Origin of the sequence: Mesorhizobium sp. L103C105A0 (genome assembly GCF_000502215.1) — a bacterium.
GTDB lineage: Bacteria > Pseudomonadota > Alphaproteobacteria > Rhizobiales > Rhizobiaceae > Mesorhizobium.
Map to the genome: position 1 here is coordinate 67,312 of NZ_AYXF01000009.1, position 19,070 is coordinate 86,381.

Sequence of the window (19,070 nt, forward strand, 5' to 3'; positions counted from 1 at the left end):
CCCTTGTGGGGGTCCGAAGGACGGGCGAGACCCGTGGCTCGCCCCGACAAGTGGCTGCGAAGCAGCCGGGTGGGGGCGGCACCGACCCCCACCCGGACCTTCGGTCCGACCTCCCCACACGGGGTAGGTAAGGGCCCAGCGCCCTTCGCATCACGCAAAGAAGACAAAACCTGTAATCAGAAATATCGGGATCAGCACCACGCCCGACCACGCCATGTAGCCGAAGAAGCCCGGCATTTTCACGCCGCGATGCCGGGCGATGGCGTAGACCATGAAGTTGGGGGCATTGCCGATATAGGTGTTGGCGCCCATGAACACCGCGCCGGCCGAAATGGCAGCCAGCGTCGAGGCCGCCTCCGTCATCAGGTGCCGCGCGTCGCCGCCTGCGAGTTCGAAGAACACCAGATAGGTCGGCGCATTGTCGAGGAAGGACGACAGCCCGCCGGTCAGCCAGAAATAGGCGAGATCATTGGGCTGGCCGGTGGGTGACGTCACCAGCGCGACCAGCGGCGCCAGCGCCCCGTCATGGCCGGCGCGAAGGATGGCGATGACCGGCACGATGCAGACGAAGATGCCGGCAAACAGTTTTGCCACCTCCGCGATCGGGCCCCAGGTGAAGCCGTTCGCCTCGCGATGGCTCTTGAGGGAAACGACAAGCGACAGTCCGGCGAGCCCCAGGATGATGGCGTCGCGCGCCAGGTTCTGCAATTCGAGGCTGACGCCCAGCACTGAAAAGCTCACGCCCGGCTTCCACGCTGCCGACAGCAGGATGGCGGCGATGACGCCAGCCAGCAGCGGCAGATTGGCCAGGCCGCGCAGACGCACCTTCGTATCCGGCGTCGGATCCTTGATCTTCGGCGCGCCGCCTTCACGGCGATGCAGCATGATGTCGATGGCCAGGAAGACAAGCAGCACCAGGCCGCCGGTAAACAGCGTCTCGCGCCAGAGGTTCGCCGTCGTCCAGAAGAAGTCGACGCCGCGCAGGAAGCCGACGAACAATGGCGGGTCGCCCAAGGGCGTCAGCGAGCCGCCGATGTTGGACACCAGGAAGATGAAGAAGATGACGACATGGGCGTTGAACTGCCGGTTGTCGTTGGCGCGCAGCATCGGCCGGATCAGGATCATCGAGGCGCCGGTGGTGCCGATCACCGAGGCCAGCATTGCCCCGACGAGCAGCAGCCCGGCATTGACCAGCGGCGTGCCATGGATGTTGCCGGCCACAAGGATGCCGCCCGAAATGGTGTAGAGCGCGAACAGCAGGATAATGAACGACATGTATTCGGTGAGCAGCGTGTGCAGCACGGCTTCGCCGGCTACCGGAACGCCGAATGCAACCATCAGGGGGATGATCGCCAGCGCTGCCCAGCCGGCGGCGATCTTGCCGTAATGATGCTCCCAGACATGGTGGAACAGCAGCGGTCCGGTGGCGATCGAGAGCAGCAGGCCGGCGAAAGGCAGCGCCCACCACAGCGACATGGCAGCATCGGGCAGGCCGCGGGCCTCGGCCGCGAAGGCCATTTGCGGAGACACAGCGGAAGCGAGTACACCTGCCGCGAAAGCCTTCCCCAACTGTGTGCAGCCCCCTCGATGCGTCACGATCCAGTCACTCCGAGATCGGGTCTTCGAGCTTCACCCCGGCATCGCGCATCCTCTTCAGCATCGCCTCGACCGAACCGTTTAGATCGATGCCGCGGCACGCGTCGAGCCGCACCGTCGTCTTGAAGCCTTGCTTGACCGCGTCGAGGGCCGAAAAGGCAACGCAGAAGTCGGTCGCCAGGCCAACCAGGGTCACACTGTCGATGCTGCGCTCCTTGAGGTAGCCGGCGAGCCCCGTCGGCGTCTTGTGGTCGTTCTCGAAGAAGGCGGAGTAGCTGTCGATATCAGGGCGAAATCCCTTGCGGATCACCAGCTCGGCCTTGGTCCAGGCGAGCCCCGAGTGAAAATCCGAGCCGAGGCTGCCCTGGATGCAATGGTCCGGCCACAGCGTCTGCGGCCCATAGGGCATCTCGATCGCGCTAAAGGGCTGCGCCCCCGGATGGCTGGAGGCAAAGCTCGAATGTCCGGCCGGGTGCCAGTCCTGCGTCAGCACGACATGCTCGGCATGCCGAATCAGATCGTTGACCAGCGGCACGATTTCGTCGCCGCCGGCAACCGCCAGTGCGCCGCCGGGGCAGAAGTCGTTTTGCAGGTCGATGACAACAAGCGCTTCGTCGGCCATGGCGCCTCTCCTCTTCTACGTCTCGAACGGGGGATCGAGTGAAATACGCCGCTGATGCGACCGGATGCTGAAACTTGACCGGATGGCCGCCTGCGTCAACCTCTGCAAGCGTAAGAAATGCTTGGCGGCCGGGTTCCCTTAAACTCCGGCTTTGACAATTTCCGCCAGCTTGATATCATTTGCATACGAATGAATTTGGCCTGATCAGACATTGGCGGGGTTCGGGAAGACCCCACCTTTTGAAGGTCCCAATGGGAAGGCCTATTTTTTTGGAAGGCAAAGCGTGATCCGTTACGCGAAACCCGCCACGCTCGACGAGGCGCTCGCTCTGCTGGGCGAGGGCGCCTGGCGCGTGCTTGCCGGCGGCACCGATTTCTATCCGGCGCAGGGCGCCAAACCGTTCCGCGACAATGTTCTCGATATTAACGGCCTGGTCTCGCTGCGCGGCATTGCCGAGACCGAAACCCATTGGGTTTTGGGCGCCCGCACCACCTGGACCGACCTTGTCCGCCATCCATTGCCGGCGGCTTTCGATGCGCTGAAGCAGGCCGCGCGCGAAGTGGGCTCCCTGCAGATCCAGAATGTCGCCTCGATCGCCGGCAATCTCTGCAATGCTTCGCCTGCCGCCGATGGCGTTCCGGGACTGCTGGTGCTGGACGCCGAGGTCGAGCTGCGCTCTGCAGCCGCGACGCGTCATCTGCCGCTGCAGGAGTTCATTCTCGGCAACCGCCGCACCGCTTTGCTGCCGGGCGAACTGGTCACCGCCATCCGCATCACGAAGCGGGCCTCTGCCGGCACGTCGGCCTTCGTCAAGCTCGGTGCGCGGCGCTACCTCGTCATCTCCATCGCCATGGTGGCGGCGCGCCTCGTTGCCGAGAGTGGCATAGTCATGGAAGCCGCTGTCGCGGTCGGGTCCTGCTCGGCCGTCGCCAGGCGGCTCGCCGCTGTCGAAGCCGTGCTGGTGGGCAAGCCTGTCGGCCCGGCACTCGCCGATGCTCTCCTGTCCGCGCCGATGGCCGAGCTCTCGCCGATTGCCGACGTGCGCGGCAGCGCCGAATACCGGCTCGACGCAGCGCGCGAGCTTGTCGCTCGCGCCGTGCTGGGGGCCTGCGGGCTGACGAACGACAACAGCATGGTGGCGGCATGAGCCACTCTGAGATGATTGAAGCCCTGCCCGACCTCGTGCCGGGCCTCGGCATCGAGCGCGCCGAGATCGCCTTCGCCGTCAATGGCGCCGCCGTCTCGGTCAATGTGCCGCCGCTGCGCCGTCTGTCGCAGGTTTTGCGCGACGAATTGCAGCTGACGGGCACCAAGGTTGGCTGCGATGCCGGCGATTGCGGCGCCTGCACGGTGCTGGTCGACGGCGACGCCGTCTGCGCCTGCCTGATGCCGGCGGCCTCCGCAGCCGGGACGTCCGTAACGACCGTCGAAGGCCTCGCCGATCGCCGGCTGTCGGCGCTGCAGGCGTCTTTCCTGGCGCATGGCGCCGCGCAATGCGGCATCTGCACGCCGGCGCTGCTGGTCGCGGCAACGGCGCTGCTGGATGGCACGCCGAATCCGACCGAGACCGAGGTGCAGGATGCGCTGGGCGGCATCCTCTGCCGTTGCACCGGCTACAGAAAGATCGTCGCGGCAGTGATGGATGCGGGACGGTTCGGGACGTCGACCGACGGCGCTGCCCCTCATCCGCCTGCCGGCACCTTCACCCCGTATAGTGACGGGGAGAAGGGAAGTGCTCCAGCGCCGACGCTCCCCTCTCCCCGTTCTTCACGGGGAGAGGGTAAGGGTGAGGGGCAGCGCCAACGTCATTCGTTGGAATTCAACTTTGAACGTAGAATGCCAACCACAGGGAATGCTGTAGGCGCCTCCCCGGTCCGGCTCGACGGCGTGCCAAAAGTCACCGGCGCTGAAAAATTCGGCGCCGATGCCTTTCCCGCCGATGCGCTGGCCGTGCTGGTGGTCCGCTCGCCGCATTATCATGCCGGCTTCGCCTTCGGCGACCTGGAGGGCTGGGTGAAGTCGCATCCCAGCATCGTCGGCGTCTTCACCGCCGCCGACATTCCGGGAAAAAACTGTTTCGGCGTCATCGGTCCGTTTGCCGACCAGCCGGCGCTGGCCGAAGGCTTTGCGCGGCTGCGCGGCGAGGCAGTGGCGCTGGTCGCCGGCGAGCGCGAGGCCATGCTCGATCTCGACCTCCAGGATTTCCCGGTCCGCTGGACCGAGCTGCCGCATTTTCTGCAGCCCGGCGACGCGCAGGCAGAAGGGGCTGCGCTCATCCACGCGAACCGCCCGGCCAATTTGTTGACCAAGGGCTTTGTCGAGCGCGGCGACCCCGAGGCGGCGCTTGGCGAGGCTGCTTACACGGTGTCCGGTGCCATCGACACCTCCTATGTCGAGCACGCCTATATCGAGCCGGAAGCCGGCCATGCCTACATGGACGGCGACACGCTGGTCGTCGTCGCCTGCACCCAGGCCCCCTATATGGACCGTGACGAAACGGCAAAGGTGCTCGGTCTTGCCGTCGACAAGGTGCGCATCGTGCCGACCGCGACCGGCGGCGGCTTCGGCTCGAAACTGGACGTTTCACTGCAGCCGCTCATCGGCCTTGTGGCGCTGAAAACCGGCCGGCCGGCGGCGCTTGCCTACACCCGCACCGAATCGATGATGTCGACCACCAAGCGCCACCCAGCCGAGATGAAGGCGACGATCGGCACCGACGCCGAGGGCCATGTCACCGGCATGATCTTTTCCGGCGATTTCAACACCGGCGCCTATGCCAGTTGGGGGCCGACTGTCGCCAACCGCGTGCCGGTGCATGCCTCCGGTCCCTATGCGACGCCGAATTACCGCGCCGAAGGCCGCGCCATCCACACCCACGGGCCGATTTCCGGCGCCTTCCGTGGCTTCGGCGTGCCGCAGGCGACGATCATGCAGGAGACGCTCTATGATGAGCTTGCCGGCAAGCTCGGCATGGACCGGCTCGATTTTCGCCTGAGAAACTGCCTTCGGAACGGATCCGAAACGGTTACCGGACAGCGACTGGAGTCGGGAGTCGGTATCTTCGAGTGCCTCGACTCCTTGCGGCCGCATTGGGCTCGCGCGAAGGTCGACGCAGATACATTCAACAATGCCAATACGAGCAAAAGGCGCGGCGTCGGCATCGCGTCCTGCTGGTATGGCTGCGGCAACACCTCGCTGCCCAATCCGTCGACCATAAGGGTCGGTATCTCGCCAGACGGCGACGTCATCCTGCACCAGGGCGCCGTCGATATCGGCCAGGGCTCCAACACCGTCATCGCCCAGATCTGCGCCGACGCACTCGGCCTGCCGCTGGAAAAATTCAAGCTGAGAAGCGCCGACACCGCGATCAGCCCGGACGCCGGCAAAACATCGGCCTCGCGCCAGACTTTTGTCACCGGCAAGGCGGCCGAAAAAGCCGGCCGCGCCTTGCGCGAAAAGATCCTGCGTTTTGCCAATGTCTCGGAGAAAGCTGCCCTGCAATTGGACGGTCCGGTGATCGTCATTCGCGAGGGCGAAGCCACTCGGCGCATCGATCTCCCCGCCCTCGATGTCGATGCGGGCGGTTTCGTCTTCCGCGCCGAGGAGACCTACGATCCGCCGACGCTGCCGCTCGATGCCAAGGGCCAGGGCAAGCCTTACGCCGTCTATGGCTATGGCGCGCAGATCGCCGAACTCGAAGTCGATCTCAAGCTCGGCACGGTGAAGCTCTTGAAAATCACCGCCGCGCACGATGTCGGCAAGGCTATCAACCCGCTGCTGGTCGAAGGCCAGATCGAAGGTGGCATCGCGCAAGGCATCGGCATGGCGCTGATGGAGGAATACATCCCCGGTCGCACCGAGAATTTGCACGACTATCTCATCCCGACCATCGGCGATGTGCCTGAGATCGAGCACATATTGATCGAGGTTCCCGATCCGGAGGGACCGTTCGGCGCCAAGGGCCTGGGCGAGCATGTGCTGATCCCGACCGCACCCGCCATCCTCAACGCCATACGCCACGCCACCGGCGTTCTCATCACCAAGGTTCCGGCGACGCCGGCGCGCATCCGCGCCGCCATCCGCGAAAAAGATGGCATCCGCGACAAGGAGGCACGCCGATGAGCGAGCTTGCCGAACGCTTCGAAACCCACGATCCGGGCGAAAAGCTGGTGGCGGAAAAGATCCGCTGCGATGCCTGTCCGGTGATGTGCTACATCGCCGATGGCCGCACCGGCGCCTGCGACCGCTACGGCAATGTCGGTGGCCGCATCGTGCGTATGGACCCGCTGACCATCCTCGACCATGCGGCAGAGAGCGGCGCCGCGGTCGTGCCTTTCACTGCCGAGGGCGAGCAATGGGACGGCGAACTGGTCAACACCGGCCGCCGCTTCGTCACTGCAATCGGCGCCGGCACCACCTATCCCGACTACAAGCCGGCTCCCTTCATCGTCAGCCAGGAGGTCGAGGGGGTCGATCTGGTGACCGTGGTCACCGAAGGCATTTTTTCGTACTGCGGCGTCAAGGTGAAGATCGACACCGACCGCCATCTCGGTCCCGAAACGGCAATCGTGCGCGCGCAAGGCGAGCCGATCGGCCACGTCACGACAGGCGAATACGGCTCGCAGATGCTGTCGCTCGGCGGAGTGCATCATTTGACCGGTGGCTCTAAGGCCGAAGGCCGGGCAACCTGCGACGCGATGCTCAGTCTGTGCAATCGCAAGCCGGTCGAACTGACCATCGATGGCGGCGCCACCATCATCGTCGAAGCCGGCAAACCACCTGTCATCGACGGCAAGCAGGAACACCGTATGCGGGTCGGCTGCGGGTCGGCCACCATCGGCATGTTCGCCACGCAATGGCGCGGCCTTGTCGACGAGGTGGTGGTGGTCGACGACCATATCACCGGCGTCGTCTCCGAGCATCAGGCCGGCAAGGTGCTGGGCTGGCAGGATACCGGCATCAAGATCATCGGCCGCCGTTCGACGCCGGGCCGCTATTTCAAGGTTTCCGAGCCCGGCCTCGGCTGGGGCGGCACCTCGATTTCCGACCCGCTGTCGATCCTCGGCGAATGGAACGCCAAGAAGGGCGCCCGCCCCGGCCTGTCGCTGCTGATGGTGTCGACCACCGGCGAGCAGTTCGCCTATTACGAGCTCGACGACGAGTTGAAGCCGGTGGAAAAACCGTTCCCCGAGCGGCTGCAGAAATCGGTCGGCCTGATCGAGGACAATTGCGAGCCGGCGCTCTGCACCGTGCTGTTCATCGGCGGCGCCGGCGGTTCGCTGCGCGCCGGCGTCACCGAAAACCCGGTCAATCTCACCCGCTCGGTGCAGGGCTTGAATACCTATGTTACCGTTGGCGGCGCGCCGGTCTATGTCTGGCCGGGCGGCGGCATCACGCTGATGGTCGACGTCATGCGCGTGCCGGAAGGCGCCTTCGGCTATGTGCCGACGCCGGCGCTGGTGGCGCCGATCGAATTCACGCTACGCCGCGACGACTATGTCCGGCTGGGCGGCTACGAGGCCGAGATACGCAGCGTCGAGGATATCGTTGCCAAAGGCGGCGAATATCTCAACCCGCGCCGCGGCTCAGGCGCCGAGGCCCACAATCCATGGCCGCCGCTGGCGCAGTTGCGCCGCGTCGGCTCGAACGGGGCCTCTTGATGCAAGGCCCGCAAGTCCACTGGCTGCAGGACGGCAAGCGGCTGCACCTCAACCACGGGCCGATCGACCTGATCGTCGAGGCCTTTGGTGAGGCGGCTGAGTGTCGTGCCGCCTACGATCAGGCGATCGAGCGCTTCCAGACGATCCTGATCGAGTTGGTCGAGGAGCTTCCCGAATTGCGGCTGCCGGCATTTTTCCTGGCGCCGCGCACCTTCGCCGGCCCGACTGCGCGGCGCATGGAAGCAGCCGTCATGCCCTTGGCGGAATGCTTCATCACGCCGATGGCCGCCGTCGCCGGATCAGTAGCCGACGAAGTGCTCGCCGCGCTGCTTGCCGGTCGCAAGCTCGACCGGGCCTATGTCAACAATGGCGGCGACAGCGCCCTCCATATCGGCAAGGGCCAGTCGATGAACCTGGCGATCGCCGGCACCGGCAACGGCATGGCCGACCGCCTCACCATTCGCTCGGCGGACGGCGTGCGCGGCGTCGCCACCAGCGGCTGGCGCGGCCGTTCGTTCTCGCTTGGCATTGCCGACGCCGTCACCGTGCTGGCGCACACCGGCGCCGAGGCCGATGCGGCCGCGACACTCATTGCCAACGCCGTCGACCTGCCCGGCAATCCCGCCATCAAGCGCATTCCCGTGCAGGACTTGGCGCCCGACAGCGATCTCGGCGCGCGGCTGGTGACACAAGCCGTCGGCATGCTCGCGCGTGGCGATGTGGAGCGGGCGCTGGACAATGGCCTTGCCGTCGCCGAAGATTTTCGCCGGCGCGGCCTGATTGCCGCATCGGCGCTGTTTCTAGGTGGGGAAGCCCGCATCAGTGGTTCCATGGCGCTTGCCGCGCCCAACAAAAATCCAGGGAAGGAAGTTGCCCATGCCTGAGTTTCCGATCCGCAAGATCGCGGTTCTGACCGAAGAGATCTTTCACGATGGCGGGCCGGTCGCTGCTCTGCCGCGCCGCCGCGCTGCAGCCGTGGCCCTGGTGAAGAACCCGTTCGCCGGCCGCTACGTCGAAGAACTGCAGAGCGCCATGGACGATCTGAAGCCGCTCGGCCTGCTGCTCACCGACAAGCTCATTGCCGCATTGGGCGGCGACATCAAGCAGATCGACGCCTACGGCAAGGGCACCATCGTCGGTTCGTCAGGGGAGCTGGAACACGGCGCGCTGTGGCATGTGCCGGGCGGTTACGCCATGCGCGAGCGGCTGGGCGACGCCAAGGCGATCGTGCCGTCGGCAACCAAGGTCGGCGCCTTCGGCTCGCGGCTCGACGTGCCGCTCGGCCACACCAACGCCGCCTATGTGCGTAGCCATTTCGACGCCATGGAGGTCGGTCTCAGCGACGGGCCGCGCGCCGACGAAATCCTGTTCTGCCTCGCCATGAGCTGCGGCCCCCGCGTGCACGACCGCATGGGCGGCCTGGCGGTCGGCGACATCAAGGCCTGGGACGGCTTGCGATGAGCGGCGGGGACAATCTTCTCAAGCTCGTCGAGGCCGAAGAGCCCGACGAACATGACTACCGCCTGCAGGAGCAGGTCGGCTTCATCCTGCGCAAGGCGCATCAGCGCCATGTCTCGATCTTTGCCGCCCAGATCAGCGACCTGACGCCGCCGCAATTCGCTGCACTTGCCAAGCTGCACGACGTCGGCGAGACCTCGCAGAACCAGTTGGGCACGCTGATCGCCATGGATGCGGCGACGGTCAAGGGCGTCATCGACCGGCTGAAGGCGCGTGGCCTGGTCGATCTGACCAAACACGAGGTCGACAAGAGGCGGCTGCTGGTCAACCTCACGCCAGAGGGACGCGAGGCGATCGAGCGGCTGATCCCGCTGGCCCGCGCCATCACCCAGGAAACGCTGGCGCCGCTGACCGCCAAGGAGGCCGCTACGTTTATGCGGCTGCTGGCGAAACTCGCCTAGGCGCGCAGTCTCGTGCCTTCTGGATCGAAGAACGGCATCGGCGCCACCACCGCGCGTGTCCGCTTGCCGTCAATGTCGGTGCTGAGTTCGGTGCCGATGGCGGTGAACGGCAGCCGCAGATGCGCGGTCGCCAGCACCTTGCCCAGCGAATAGCCGTGATCGCTATAGGTGACGACACCGGCATCCTCGCCGTCGGCGAAAACCCTGGCATCCGTCGCGGCCGGCTTGTCACCGTCGAGAATCAGCCCGGTCCAGCGTTCGTCGAGCCCCTTGCCGCGAATTGTGAGCAATGCCTCGCGGCCGATGAACTCGCCCTTGTCGAACTTGATCCAGCGATCGAGCCCGACATGGAAGGGCGTACGGCTCTCGTCCATGTCGATGCCATGCGCCGGATAGGCCTTTTCCAGCCCGAGCGTGAACATGGCCAGCACGCCGTATGGCTTCAGGCCGAAATCGCTACCGGTCCGCATCAGCGCGTCCCAGACGGAAGTGGCCTCGTCCGCCGGCACGAACAGTTCGAAGCCGAGCTCGCCGGTCACCCCGGTGCGTGAGATCAGGACTTTGGTCTCGCCGACGCGCCCTGAAGTGAACGCCCAGCGTTTCAACTCTTCGAGATCGGCATCCGACACTATAGCTTTCAGCAGCTCGCGTGAGCGCGGCCCCTGTATGGTCGGGAAGGCGACGGCCGCGGTGATGTCGGTGACATAGGCCTTTCGCGCTTCAGCATGATGCTGCAGCCAGGGCAGCATCTTCAGCCGGTTGACCGAGCCGGTCACCAGCATGAAATGCTCAGGCGCCAGCCGGAACACGGTGAGGTCGTCCATGATGCCGCCATCGTCGCGGCAGACGGTGGAATAGCGCACCTGGCCGGGCTTCATCGCGGCGGCATCGTTGACGATGATGTGGTTGACCAGCGCCTCGGCTTCCGGCCCCTTGATGTCCATCTTGCCCATGGTGCTGAGATCCTGCACGCCGACATTCTTGCGCGTGTTCAGATGCTCGTCGGCGATGCCGGAATAAGTTTTGGCCGAGACGAAGTCGCCGCCGACCCGGCCCATCGTGGCGCCGAGGCCAACGATGCTGGTGTAGAAAGGGGAGCGCCGCTCAACCAAGAAACTTCTCCGTCATCTCATGAAAACGGCAGCGCCGGGTGGCGCTGCCGAGGTCGGGTTGGCTGAGGGATTAACCCCCGTAGACGTCGAAGGCGAAGTACTTGTCGTTGATTTCCTTGTACTTGCCGTTGGCACGCAGGGCGTCGATGGCGGCATTGAACTTGTCGGCCAGTTCCTTGTTGCCCTTTTGCAGGGCGATGCCGACGCCGGGTCCATGAATGGCCGGATCAGCGGTGAGCGTGCCGAGCAATTTGCAGCAGGCGCCATCGGGCTTCTTCAGCCATTCGGTCAGGATGATCGAGCCGTCCATCATCGCGTCGAGCCGGCCATTGGCCATGTCGGTGCGGGCGTCGTCGCCGGTCGGATACGCTTTCACGGTCGAGCCGGAGTATTTCTGCTCGGCGAAATTCTGGTGGATGGTTGCGCTCTGCACGCCCAGCACCTTGCCCTTCAGATCGTCCGGCGATGTGCCGGCGATGGTCGAATCCTTCGGCACGGCGATGGCCGGCGGCGTCTGGTAATATTTGTGGGTGAACTCGACCTTCTCGGCCCGTTCCGGCGTGATGGTGATGTTGATGATGGCGTCGAACTTGCCGGCCTGCAGCGCCGGAATGGAACCATCGAAATCCTGTACGGAGAATTCGCACTCGGCCTTCATCTCGGCACACAGCGCCTTGCCGAGGTCGATGTCGAAGCCGCCCAGCGTGCCGTCCGAATTGGCATAGTTGAAAGGCGGATAGGCGCCCTCGGTCCCGATCCTGAGTTTCTCGGCGGAGGCAGCACCGGTCCCAAGCAGCAGGGCGGCGGAAGCGGCAAGCACGAAACGACCGAAAAGACGCATGTTCCTGATCTCCGTTGACTAAGCAATTCCAGGGAAGGTGTTGGCGGTTTCCCGTCCGGAATTGCGCGAAAACAAGGATAGAAGTCTATGGTCTTTTGCAGGCCCCACGGAGACGGAAACGACATGCTCTGCGGCGATCACGGCGCGGCAAGCCGTCCTTCCCCAGGAATCTTACTGTGATCTAAATTACAGACCGATCATGGACATGGGCGCATGCTCAGCTGGAAGTAGACGGTCGTGGGAGGGACCTGGGGATGGACCAGCAGGAATTCGTGCAGGAAGCCGCGCAGCGGCGCATAGACGACGACATCGCCAAGCGCATCAAGGTTCACCAGGCCAACATCGAGCGGCTCGAAACCGCAAGGGAAAGCGCCGGCAATCTCGAGGCGGCCGTCGCCAACCGGCCGCTGGTGATGCTGGCGCAGGGCGATTCCTGGTTCGACTATCCGCTCACCGGCAACGGCTTTCCGTTCGTCGACACCGACGTGATCGCGCAGCTGCGCCGCATCGGCTCGATGCCGCCGACCATCCTCAACCTTGCCCATCATGGCGATGCGGCGACCGACGAGATGTCGCTGCCCAAGCAGCAGCGCATGATCGCCGCCCTGCGCAACAAGGCCAACTGGCTGGACGGCAAGCCCGATGCCATCCTGTTCTCTGCCGGTGGCAACGACATTGCCGGCGACCAGTTCTGCATCTTCCTCGACTTCAATGACGGCCACGCCCCCGGGCTGAACAAGAACCGCTTCACCAAGGCGCTCGGCATGGTCGAGGCCTGCTATCTCGATTTGTTCGCGCTGCGCGACCGCGTCGCGCCAGGCGTGCCGATCTTTGGCCATTGCTATGATTTTCCGATCCCGAACGGAGCGCATCCGTCCTGTGTCGGCCCGTGGCTGAAACCGTCGCTCGATTTCTGCAACTGGACGGTCGCCAAGGGCACGGTCATCGTTCACGACGCGCTGGCGGCGTTCCGCGATGTGGTGAAGCGCCTGGCCGACGATCCCAACAACAATTTCCATCTGGTCGACACGCAGGGAACGTTGAAGGTGGCCGACTGGGCCAACGAACTGCATCCCGATCCCGCCGGCTTCAAGAAGATCGCGCAAAAATTCGCCGATGCGCTGAAGGCCAAGCTGCAGACCTGACGCGGCTCGGGCCTGTCGGCTGTCAGGTTCCGAACAGCTCTTTGGCTTGTTCAACGGTGTAGTAACCAAGCCTGATGTCTTCGGCGACCAGTTTCGGGTCGCGCTCACGCGGATCGCCATAGCCGCCGCCGCCCGGCGTGCCGACGCGCACGCGGTCGCCGGCCTTGAGCGCGATGTCCTGTTCCTTGGACAGATGCGGCGGCACATGTGCCTCGCCGGCGCGGAACACGGTCACCGTGTTGACCGCGCCGTCCCTGCCGCCGAGCGCGCCTTGCGGGCCGAAACGGCCATGGTCCATGACGAAGGACGCGCGCGCTTCGCCTCGCAAGATCTCGACCTCATAGGCGAGGCCGAAGCCGCCGCGCTGCTTGCCGGCGCCGCCCGAGCCTTCGCGCAAGGCATAGTGGCGGTAGAGCACAGGAAACGCCTGCTCCATGATCTCGACCGGCGGCGATTTGGAAATGCCGATGGTAGAGCAGCCATTGGTCAGCCCGTCATGGCCTGAATTGCCGCCATAGCCGCCGCCGGAGATCTGATACATCACATAGTCGCGGCCGCGCGCCGGATCGTTGCCGCCCAGCGCGAAATTGCCGCTGGAGCCGGCGGGTGCAGCCGTCACCTTTTCCGGCAGCGCCTGCACCATCGCCGCGAACACCGCCTCGGCGATGCGCTGCGAGACTTCAGCCGCGCAGCCCGAGACCGGCCGTGGGTATTTGGCGTCGAGGAACGTGCCTTCCGGCCGCTTGACGATCAGGGGCTCGAAGGCGCCGGCGCTGATCGGTACATCCGGGAAAATATGGCGCATGGCGAGATAGACCGACGACAAAGTCGTCGCCAGCACGCTGTTCATCGGCCCGGCACAGGGTTTTGACGAACCGGTGAAATCGAAGGTCAGCGTGTCGCCCTTCTTCTCCACCGCGAGCGCGATGGTCAGCGGCTCGTTGACCACGCCGTCCGAGTCGACAAAGGCCTTCGAGCTGTAGGTGCCGTCGGGAATGGCGGAGATGTTGGCGCGCATCTGCTCGGCGGCGCGGCGACGCAGTTCGGCGATCGCCCCGACGACGGTTTCGTCCCCGTAACGATCGAGGATTCCATTGAGCCGGTCCTGACCGATCAACAGTGCCGCGGCTTGCGCCCTTATATCGCCGATGCGCTGGTCGGCGACGCGGATGTTGGAGCAGATGATGGCGTAGATTTCGGAGTCGAGCACGCCCTTCTTGAACAGCTTGACCGGCGGCAGCCGCAGGCCTTCCTGCTCGACGGCTGTGGCGGAGGCGGAGAAGCCGCCCGGCACCGAGCCACCGATATCGGGCCAGTGGCCGGTATTCGATAGCCAGCAAAATATCTTGCCGCCGCGGTAGACCGGCATGGCGAAGCGCACGTCCATCAGATGCGTGCCGCCGAGATAGGGATCGTTGACGATGTAGATGTCGCCGGGTTCCGGCGGCAGGCAGCGGCCGTCGGCGATCATCTCGATCACCGTTTTGGTCGAATACTGCATGACGCCGACGAACACCGGCAGGCCCTGGCTGCCTTGTGCGATCAACGAACCATCGACGGCCGAGTAGATGCCGTCGGAGCGGTCATTGGCCTCGGCGATGACAGGCGAGAAGGCAGCGCGGGAGAAAGTGAGATCCATCTCGTCGCAGACCTGCTGCAAGGCTGCCTGCAGGACCGAAAGCGTGATGGCGTCGAGCTTTTGCATCTCAGGCCTCGCCGATATCGATGATGATGTTGCCGTCGGCGTCCGATCTTGCGCGGTCGCCGGGTTCGAGCACGGTGGTGGCGTCCATCTGTTCGAGGATCGCCGGCCCTTGGATAACGGCATCGAGCGGCAATTTTTCGCGTGCGTATATCGGCGTATCGTGCCAGCGTCCGGCATACCAGACCGGCCTTGTCTCGCGCAGCGCCTCGTCTAGCGTCTTTGTACGTCCGGCCGGGTCGATCAGCCGTGACAGGTCGATTGCCGGCCGCACGCCCGTCACCGACGTGTTGAGGTTGACCAGATTGGCGCGGATCTCCGGCAACTCGACCTTGAAGCGGGCGAAATAGGCTTTTTCGAACAGCGCCTGCAACTCGTGCCTTGTCACCGATGAAGACGGCAGCGCCACGTTGATGATGTGGGTCTGGCCGACAAACTGCATGTCGGCAGAGTGCGTAACGCGGATCGTTTCCGGCTTCACCGCTTCCTTGCCGATCAGTTCCTCGCCTTCCCCGCGGTGACGTTCCAGCACCTCGCGAAGCCTGGCTTCATCGAGCACGGCGACCGGCTGGTTGATGGTGTTGACGAAGTCATGGCGCAGATCGGCCACGACGCAGCCGAGCGCATTGGTGATGCCCGGACGCGCCGGCACCAGCACGCGGGGCAGGCCGAGTTCGCGCGCCAGGGCGGAGGCATGCAGCGGCCCGGCGCCACCGAAGGCGAACAGCGCGAAATCGCGCGGATCATGGCCGCGCGACACCGAGACCATGCGGATGGCGCCGGCCATCTTCATGTTGCCGAGGCGCAGCACCGCGCCCGCCGCTTCGACGCCGGAGAGGCCGGCGGCCTTGCCTATTCTGTCTTCGAAGATACCGGTGACCCGCTCGACGGTGACCGGATTTTCGACCGCCAGCAGCTTCTTCGGCGCCAGCCGCCCGAGCACCAGATTGGCGTCGGTGATGGTCGGCTCCAGGCCGCCGCGGCCGTAGCAGATCGGGCCGGGATTGGCGCCGGCACTTTCCGGGCCGATCTGGATCAGGCCGGCGGCATCGACCCGGGCGATGGAGCCGCCGCCGGCACCGACCGTATGCACCGCCACCATCGGCACATGGATCGGCATCGCATATTCGATCTCGATCTCGTTCGAGACGGCGGGCTCCGCATCCCGGATCAGCGCCACGTCGGTCGAGGTGCCGCCCATGTCGTAGGTGACGAGGTTTTCAAAGCCGGCGCGCTTGCCCGTATAGGCGGCCGCGATGACACCCGAAGCCGGGCCTGACATCACGGTCTTGGCCGACTCGCGCGTGACGAAGCGGGCCGAGATCATGCCGCCATTGCCGTTCATGATCAGGAAGTCGCGGGCATAGCCTTTGGCGGCCAACTCCCTGCGCAGCCGCTCGACATAGCGCTCGAGGATCGGCTGCACCGAGGCGTTCACCGCGGCGGTCACGCCGCGCTCGAATTCGCGGGCTTCCGACAGCAGCGCATGGCCAGTCGTGATGTAGCCGTTCGGCCAAAGCTCGGCGGCGATTTCGGCGGCGCGCCGCTCATGCCCAGGGTTGGCGTAGGAATGCAGGAAATGGATGACGAGGGACTCGCAGCCGGCGACGATCAGCGTCTTCACGGCGTCGCGCATCTCGGCCTCGTCGAGCGGCGTGCGCACCGCGCCCGACGCCTCGACGCGCTCCGAAACTTCCAGCCTGAGATCACGCGGGATGATCGGAACGAAGCTTCCGGTCATGCCATAGGGCTGCGGCCGTGTGCGGCGGCCAAGCTCAATCACGTCGCGAAAACCGCGCGTGGTGATCATGCCGGTTTTCGCCAGCCTGCGTTCCAGAACCGCGTTGGTCGTGGTGGTCGTGCCATGCACGATGAGGTCGATGCCGTCTATGGCAAAGCCTGTGGCGCCCAGCGCTGAAACCACGCCGAACGCCTGGTTGTCGACCGTCGTCGGCGTCTTGGCGATATGCACCTTTCCGCCGTCATTTCCGTCGATCAAAATGAGGTCGGTGAAGGTTCCGCCAACATCGATGCCGGCAACGACGTGACCCAGGGAATCCGGTTGTTGCACCGAAAAATTCTCTTTCATTGTCGAAATCCGAAATGGCGGAACTACGAATATGCCGCAGTTTGGAAAGCTGTTTTAGCGTGGTATCTTGACACAAATATCGTTTGTATACTAATAAATCTGAGACACAAGAGCTCACTGCTTTGGAGTGTGTGAACGGCACGCCGGGACCTGAATGGTCTGGGCGCGCAGGAAACGGTTTGGCGCCCGCACAGGCGTGGGCAAGACAGAGTTGGATTTGATGAACACCACATCCGCACTCAACACCGCCGGCGCCCGTCCGCTGCAGTTCCCGATTCCGGCCAACGTCTATGCCGAAACCGTCGTCTCGGTGAAGCATTACACCGACCGTCTGTTCTCGTTCCGCATCACCCGTCCGCAGTCGCTGCGCTTCCGCTCCGGCGAGTTCGTCATGATCGGGCTGCCCAATGCCGAAAAGCCGGTGTACCGCGCCTATTCGGTGGCAAGCCCGGCCTGGGACGAAGAGCTGGAATTCTTCTCGATCAAGGTGCCGGACGGCCCGCTGACCTCCGAACTGCAGAAGATCCAGGTCGGCGACACCGTCATCATGCGCCAGAAGTCGACCGGCACGCTGGTTGTCGACGCGCTGACCCCGGCAAAGCGCCTGTTCATGATCTCGACCGGCACCGGCATTGCGCCCTTCGCCAGCCTTCTGCGCGACCCCGATACCTACGAAAAATTCGATCAGGTCATCCTGACCCACACCTGCCGCGACAATGCCGAACTGACCTATGGCCAGGAACTGGTGGCCGCGCTCGAGAACGATCCCCTGATCGGCGAACTGACCGGCGGCCGCGTCACCCTCTACAATTCGACGACCCGCGAAGAGTCGGCGCGCATGGGCCGCATCACCGCGCTGATCGGCTCCGGCAAATTCTACGACGACCTCGGCATCGAGAAGCTCAATCCGGAGACGGATCGCATTATGATCTGCGGCTCGATGCATATGCTGAAGGACGTCAAGGAAATGGCCGAAAGCCTCGGCTTCCATGAGGGCTCGCTCAGCCATCCCTCGACCTTCGTCGTCGAGCGCGCTTTCGTCGGCTGACATCAGCCGGCGCCTCGGCGCCACGTCTTGAATTGACGTTTTGACCATGTGGTCAAAATTCAGCTGCTTTTGCCGCCTTTTTCCGTTATGAGCCCTTGAAGGACTCGTGAAGCATCGATTCACGGGCTATCTTCGGTGTGTGTCGCCCAAGTCCGGGAGCAACGACACGCACCACGACGTAAAATCGTCGAGCGAAAGGGCAGGAGATGAGCAGCACAATCCGCGAAGCCGATCTCGGCGGGTCCAAGGTCACGCCGCTGCCGGCGCGTGCCGCAGCCAACACGCCCGTGCCGCAAAGCCACGGTATTGCCCGCAACACCGGCATGCGGCTCGATCTCGGCTTCATGGAATCGGTGCGCTCGGTCAACCGCTCGGCGCTGGAACGCAGGGTCGCCAGCCTCACAAAGCGGCGCTCGATCAAGGCTGACAACCAGGCCGCCTGGCTGCTGCGCGCGGTCTCCTGCATGGATTTGACGACTCTGAATTCCAACGACACCGAAGAGCGGGTGCGCCGCCTATGCGCCAAGGCGATCAACCCGTTCCGCCGCGACATCGTCGAGGGGCTTGGCATCGAGGGCGAAAAAATCCGCCCGGCGGCGGTCTGCGTCTATCATCCATTCGTCGCGACGGCTGTTGATGCCGTGCGCGGCACCGGCATCCATGTCGCCGCCGTCTCCACCGCTTTCCCGCACGGCCTTGCGCCGTTGTCGACCCGCCTGCAGGAGATCGAGGCATCGGTGCGCGACGGCGCCGACGAGATCGACGTCGTCATCCCGCGCGGCCTGGTCTTCGGCGCCAAGTGGCAGGAGCTCTACAACGAGATCGTCTCGATGCGCGAAGCCTGCGGCGATGCGCATCTCAAGGTCATTCTCGGCACTGGCGACCTCGCCACGCTGCGCAATGTCATGCTGGCCTCGATGGTGGCGATGATGGCCGGCGCCGATTTCATCAAGACCTCGACCGGCAAGGAAAGCGTCAACGCCACGCTGCCCGTCGGCCTTGCCATGGTGCGCGCCATCCGAGCCTATTTCGAGGAGACCGGCTTTCTCATCGGCTTCAAGCCGGCCGGCGGCATCTCTACAGCCAAGGCTTCGCTCGACTGGCTGGTGCTGATGAAGGAGGAGCTCGGCCGGCCATGGCTGGAGCCAGACCTGTTCCGCTTCGGCGCCTCGAGCCTGCTGACCGATATCGAGCGCCAGCTCGAGCATCATCTGACCGGGCATTATTCGGCCAACCACCGCCACGCAATGGCGTGAGGCGGGTGAAGGCCTTGAACGCCGAGTTTTTTCGCGCCCCCCTCTGTCCTCCCGGACATCTCCCCCACCTGGGGGGAGAT

Annotated in this window: 15 protein-coding genes; 9 read left to right on the forward strand and 6 right to left on the reverse strand. The window is 64.6% G+C overall.

Going from position 1 to position 19,070, the window contains the following annotated elements; translation table 11 throughout:
- Positions 1-150: 150 nt before the first annotated feature.
- Positions 151-1,518 carry a sodium:proton antiporter gene (locus X727_RS142860; RefSeq protein ID WP_023823943.1) on the reverse strand — a complete coding sequence of 456 codons (1,368 nt, stop codon included), beginning with the start codon at positions 1,516-1,518 and terminating at the stop codon, positions 151-153.
- Between the two features lie 85 nt (positions 1,519-1,603).
- Positions 1,604-2,218: a bifunctional nicotinamidase/pyrazinamidase gene (pncA, locus tag X727_RS142855; RefSeq protein WP_023683560.1), complete on the reverse strand. Its 615-nt coding sequence runs from the start codon at positions 2,216-2,218 to the stop codon at positions 1,604-1,606.
- A gap of 283 nt (positions 2,219-2,501) precedes the next feature.
- Between pncA and X727_RS142850 the strand changes: the two genes are divergently transcribed.
- The 6 genes from X727_RS142850 to X727_RS142825 are packed head-to-tail and all read left to right on the forward strand — an operon-like array spanning position 2,502 to position 9,797.
- Entirely contained in the window at positions 2,502-3,365 is an 864-nt protein-coding gene (locus X727_RS142850) for a xanthine dehydrogenase family protein subunit M (RefSeq protein WP_023745842.1), read from the forward strand.
- Between the two features lie 11 nt (positions 3,366-3,376).
- Positions 3,377-6,340: a molybdopterin-dependent oxidoreductase gene (locus X727_RS142845; RefSeq protein ID WP_031204548.1), complete on the forward strand. Its 2,964-nt coding sequence runs from the start codon at positions 3,377-3,379 to the stop codon at positions 6,338-6,340.
- A complete protein-coding gene (locus X727_RS142840) occupies positions 6,337-7,878 on the forward strand; it encodes a hypothetical protein (RefSeq protein WP_023739686.1) in 1,542 nt (513 codons plus the stop codon). The genes X727_RS142845 and X727_RS142840 overlap by 4 nt, the downstream gene beginning before the upstream one ends.
- On the forward strand, positions 7,878-8,762 hold the full coding sequence (locus X727_RS142835) for a thiamine biosynthesis protein ApbE (RefSeq protein ID WP_023834783.1): 885 nt from the start codon (positions 7,878-7,880) through the stop codon (positions 8,760-8,762). The genes X727_RS142840 and X727_RS142835 overlap by 1 nt, the downstream gene beginning before the upstream one ends.
- Complete coding sequence (locus X727_RS142830) at positions 8,755-9,339, forward strand: amino acid synthesis family protein (protein WP_023683555.1); 585 nt, start codon at positions 8,755-8,757, stop codon at positions 9,337-9,339. The genes X727_RS142835 and X727_RS142830 overlap by 8 nt, the downstream gene beginning before the upstream one ends.
- Complete coding sequence (locus X727_RS142825) at positions 9,336-9,797, forward strand: MarR family transcriptional regulator (protein ID WP_023671294.1); 462 nt, start codon at positions 9,336-9,338, stop codon at positions 9,795-9,797. Before X727_RS142830 ends, X727_RS142825 begins: the two co-directional genes overlap by 4 nt.
- Here the strand turns inward: X727_RS142825 and X727_RS142820 are convergent.
- The gene (locus X727_RS142820) at positions 9,794-10,909 is read right to left on the reverse strand and encodes an aminomethyltransferase family protein (protein ID WP_023834784.1); all 1,116 of its coding nucleotides are present in this window, start codon (positions 10,907-10,909) and stop codon (positions 9,794-9,796) included. The genes X727_RS142825 and X727_RS142820 overlap by 4 nt on opposite strands.
- 70 nt (positions 10,910-10,979) lie before the next feature.
- A complete protein-coding gene (locus tag X727_RS142815; protein WP_023683553.1) occupies positions 10,980-11,750 on the reverse strand; it encodes an ABC transporter substrate-binding protein in 771 nt (256 codons plus the stop codon).
- Between the two features lie 254 nt (positions 11,751-12,004).
- On the opposite strand from X727_RS142815, the gene X727_RS142810 reads away from it, so the two are divergent.
- Positions 12,005-12,895 (forward strand): SGNH/GDSL hydrolase family protein, encoded by an 891-nt coding sequence (locus X727_RS142810; protein WP_023671297.1) that lies wholly within the window; start codon positions 12,005-12,007, stop codon positions 12,893-12,895.
- Between the two features lie 22 nt (positions 12,896-12,917).
- On the opposite strand, the gene X727_RS142805 is transcribed toward X727_RS142810, so the two are convergent.
- Both X727_RS142805 and X727_RS142800 read right to left on the reverse strand, forming a co-directional pair.
- Positions 12,918-14,600, reverse strand: coding sequence for a hydantoinase B/oxoprolinase family protein (locus X727_RS142805; RefSeq protein WP_023834785.1), 1,683 nt, complete (start codon positions 14,598-14,600; stop codon positions 12,918-12,920).
- A 1-nt stretch (position 14,601) separates the two neighbouring features.
- Complete coding sequence (locus tag X727_RS142800) at positions 14,602-16,686, reverse strand: hydantoinase/oxoprolinase family protein (RefSeq protein WP_023834786.1); 2,085 nt, start codon at positions 16,684-16,686, stop codon at positions 14,602-14,604.
- A gap of 220 nt (positions 16,687-16,906) precedes the next feature.
- On the opposite strand from X727_RS142800, the gene X727_RS142795 reads away from it, so the two are divergent.
- Together X727_RS142795 and deoC are read left to right on the forward strand one after the other, a co-directional pair.
- Positions 16,907-17,734: a ferredoxin--NADP reductase gene (locus X727_RS142795; protein ID WP_023671300.1), complete on the forward strand. Its 828-nt coding sequence runs from the start codon at positions 16,907-16,909 to the stop codon at positions 17,732-17,734.
- Positions 17,735-17,940: 206 nt separating this feature from the next.
- The gene (deoC, locus tag X727_RS142790) at positions 17,941-18,990 is read left to right on the forward strand and encodes a deoxyribose-phosphate aldolase (RefSeq protein WP_023689207.1); all 1,050 of its coding nucleotides are present in this window, start codon (positions 17,941-17,943) and stop codon (positions 18,988-18,990) included.
- Positions 18,991-19,070 lie beyond the last annotated feature (80 nt).

Excerpts from the sequence above, each read along its gene's own strand:
- X727_RS142860 (WP_023823943.1), bottom strand. The coding sequence starts at position 1,518 with ATGGCCTTCGCGGCCGAGGCCCGCGGCCTGCCCGATGCTGCCATGTCG.
- pncA (WP_023683560.1), bottom strand. The coding sequence starts at position 2,218 with ATGGCCGACGAAGCGCTTGTTGTCATCGACCTGCAAAACGACTTCTGC.
- X727_RS142845 (WP_031204548.1), top strand. The coding sequence starts at position 3,377 with ATGATTGAAGCCCTGCCCGACCTCGTGCCGGGCCTCGGCATCGAGCGC.
- X727_RS142840 (WP_023739686.1), top strand. The coding sequence starts at position 6,337 with ATGAGCGAGCTTGCCGAACGCTTCGAAACCCACGATCCGGGCGAAAAG.
- X727_RS142835 (WP_023834783.1), top strand. The coding sequence starts at position 7,878 with ATGCAAGGCCCGCAAGTCCACTGGCTGCAGGACGGCAAGCGGCTGCAC.
- X727_RS142830 (WP_023683555.1), top strand. The coding sequence starts at position 8,755 with ATGCCTGAGTTTCCGATCCGCAAGATCGCGGTTCTGACCGAAGAGATC.
- X727_RS142825 (WP_023671294.1), top strand. The coding sequence starts at position 9,336 with ATGAGCGGCGGGGACAATCTTCTCAAGCTCGTCGAGGCCGAAGAGCCC.
- X727_RS142815 (WP_023683553.1), bottom strand. The coding sequence starts at position 11,750 with ATGCGTCTTTTCGGTCGTTTCGTGCTTGCCGCTTCCGCCGCCCTGCTG.
- X727_RS142810 (WP_023671297.1), top strand. The coding sequence starts at position 12,005 with ATGGACCAGCAGGAATTCGTGCAGGAAGCCGCGCAGCGGCGCATAGAC.
- X727_RS142805 (WP_023834785.1), bottom strand. The coding sequence starts at position 14,600 with ATGCAAAAGCTCGACGCCATCACGCTTTCGGTCCTGCAGGCAGCCTTG.
- X727_RS142800 (WP_023834786.1), bottom strand. The coding sequence starts at position 16,686 with ATGAAAGAGAATTTTTCGGTGCAACAACCGGATTCCCTGGGTCACGTC.
- X727_RS142795 (WP_023671300.1), top strand. The coding sequence starts at position 16,907 with ATGAACACCACATCCGCACTCAACACCGCCGGCGCCCGTCCGCTGCAG.
- deoC (WP_023689207.1), top strand. The coding sequence starts at position 17,941 with ATGAGCAGCACAATCCGCGAAGCCGATCTCGGCGGGTCCAAGGTCACG.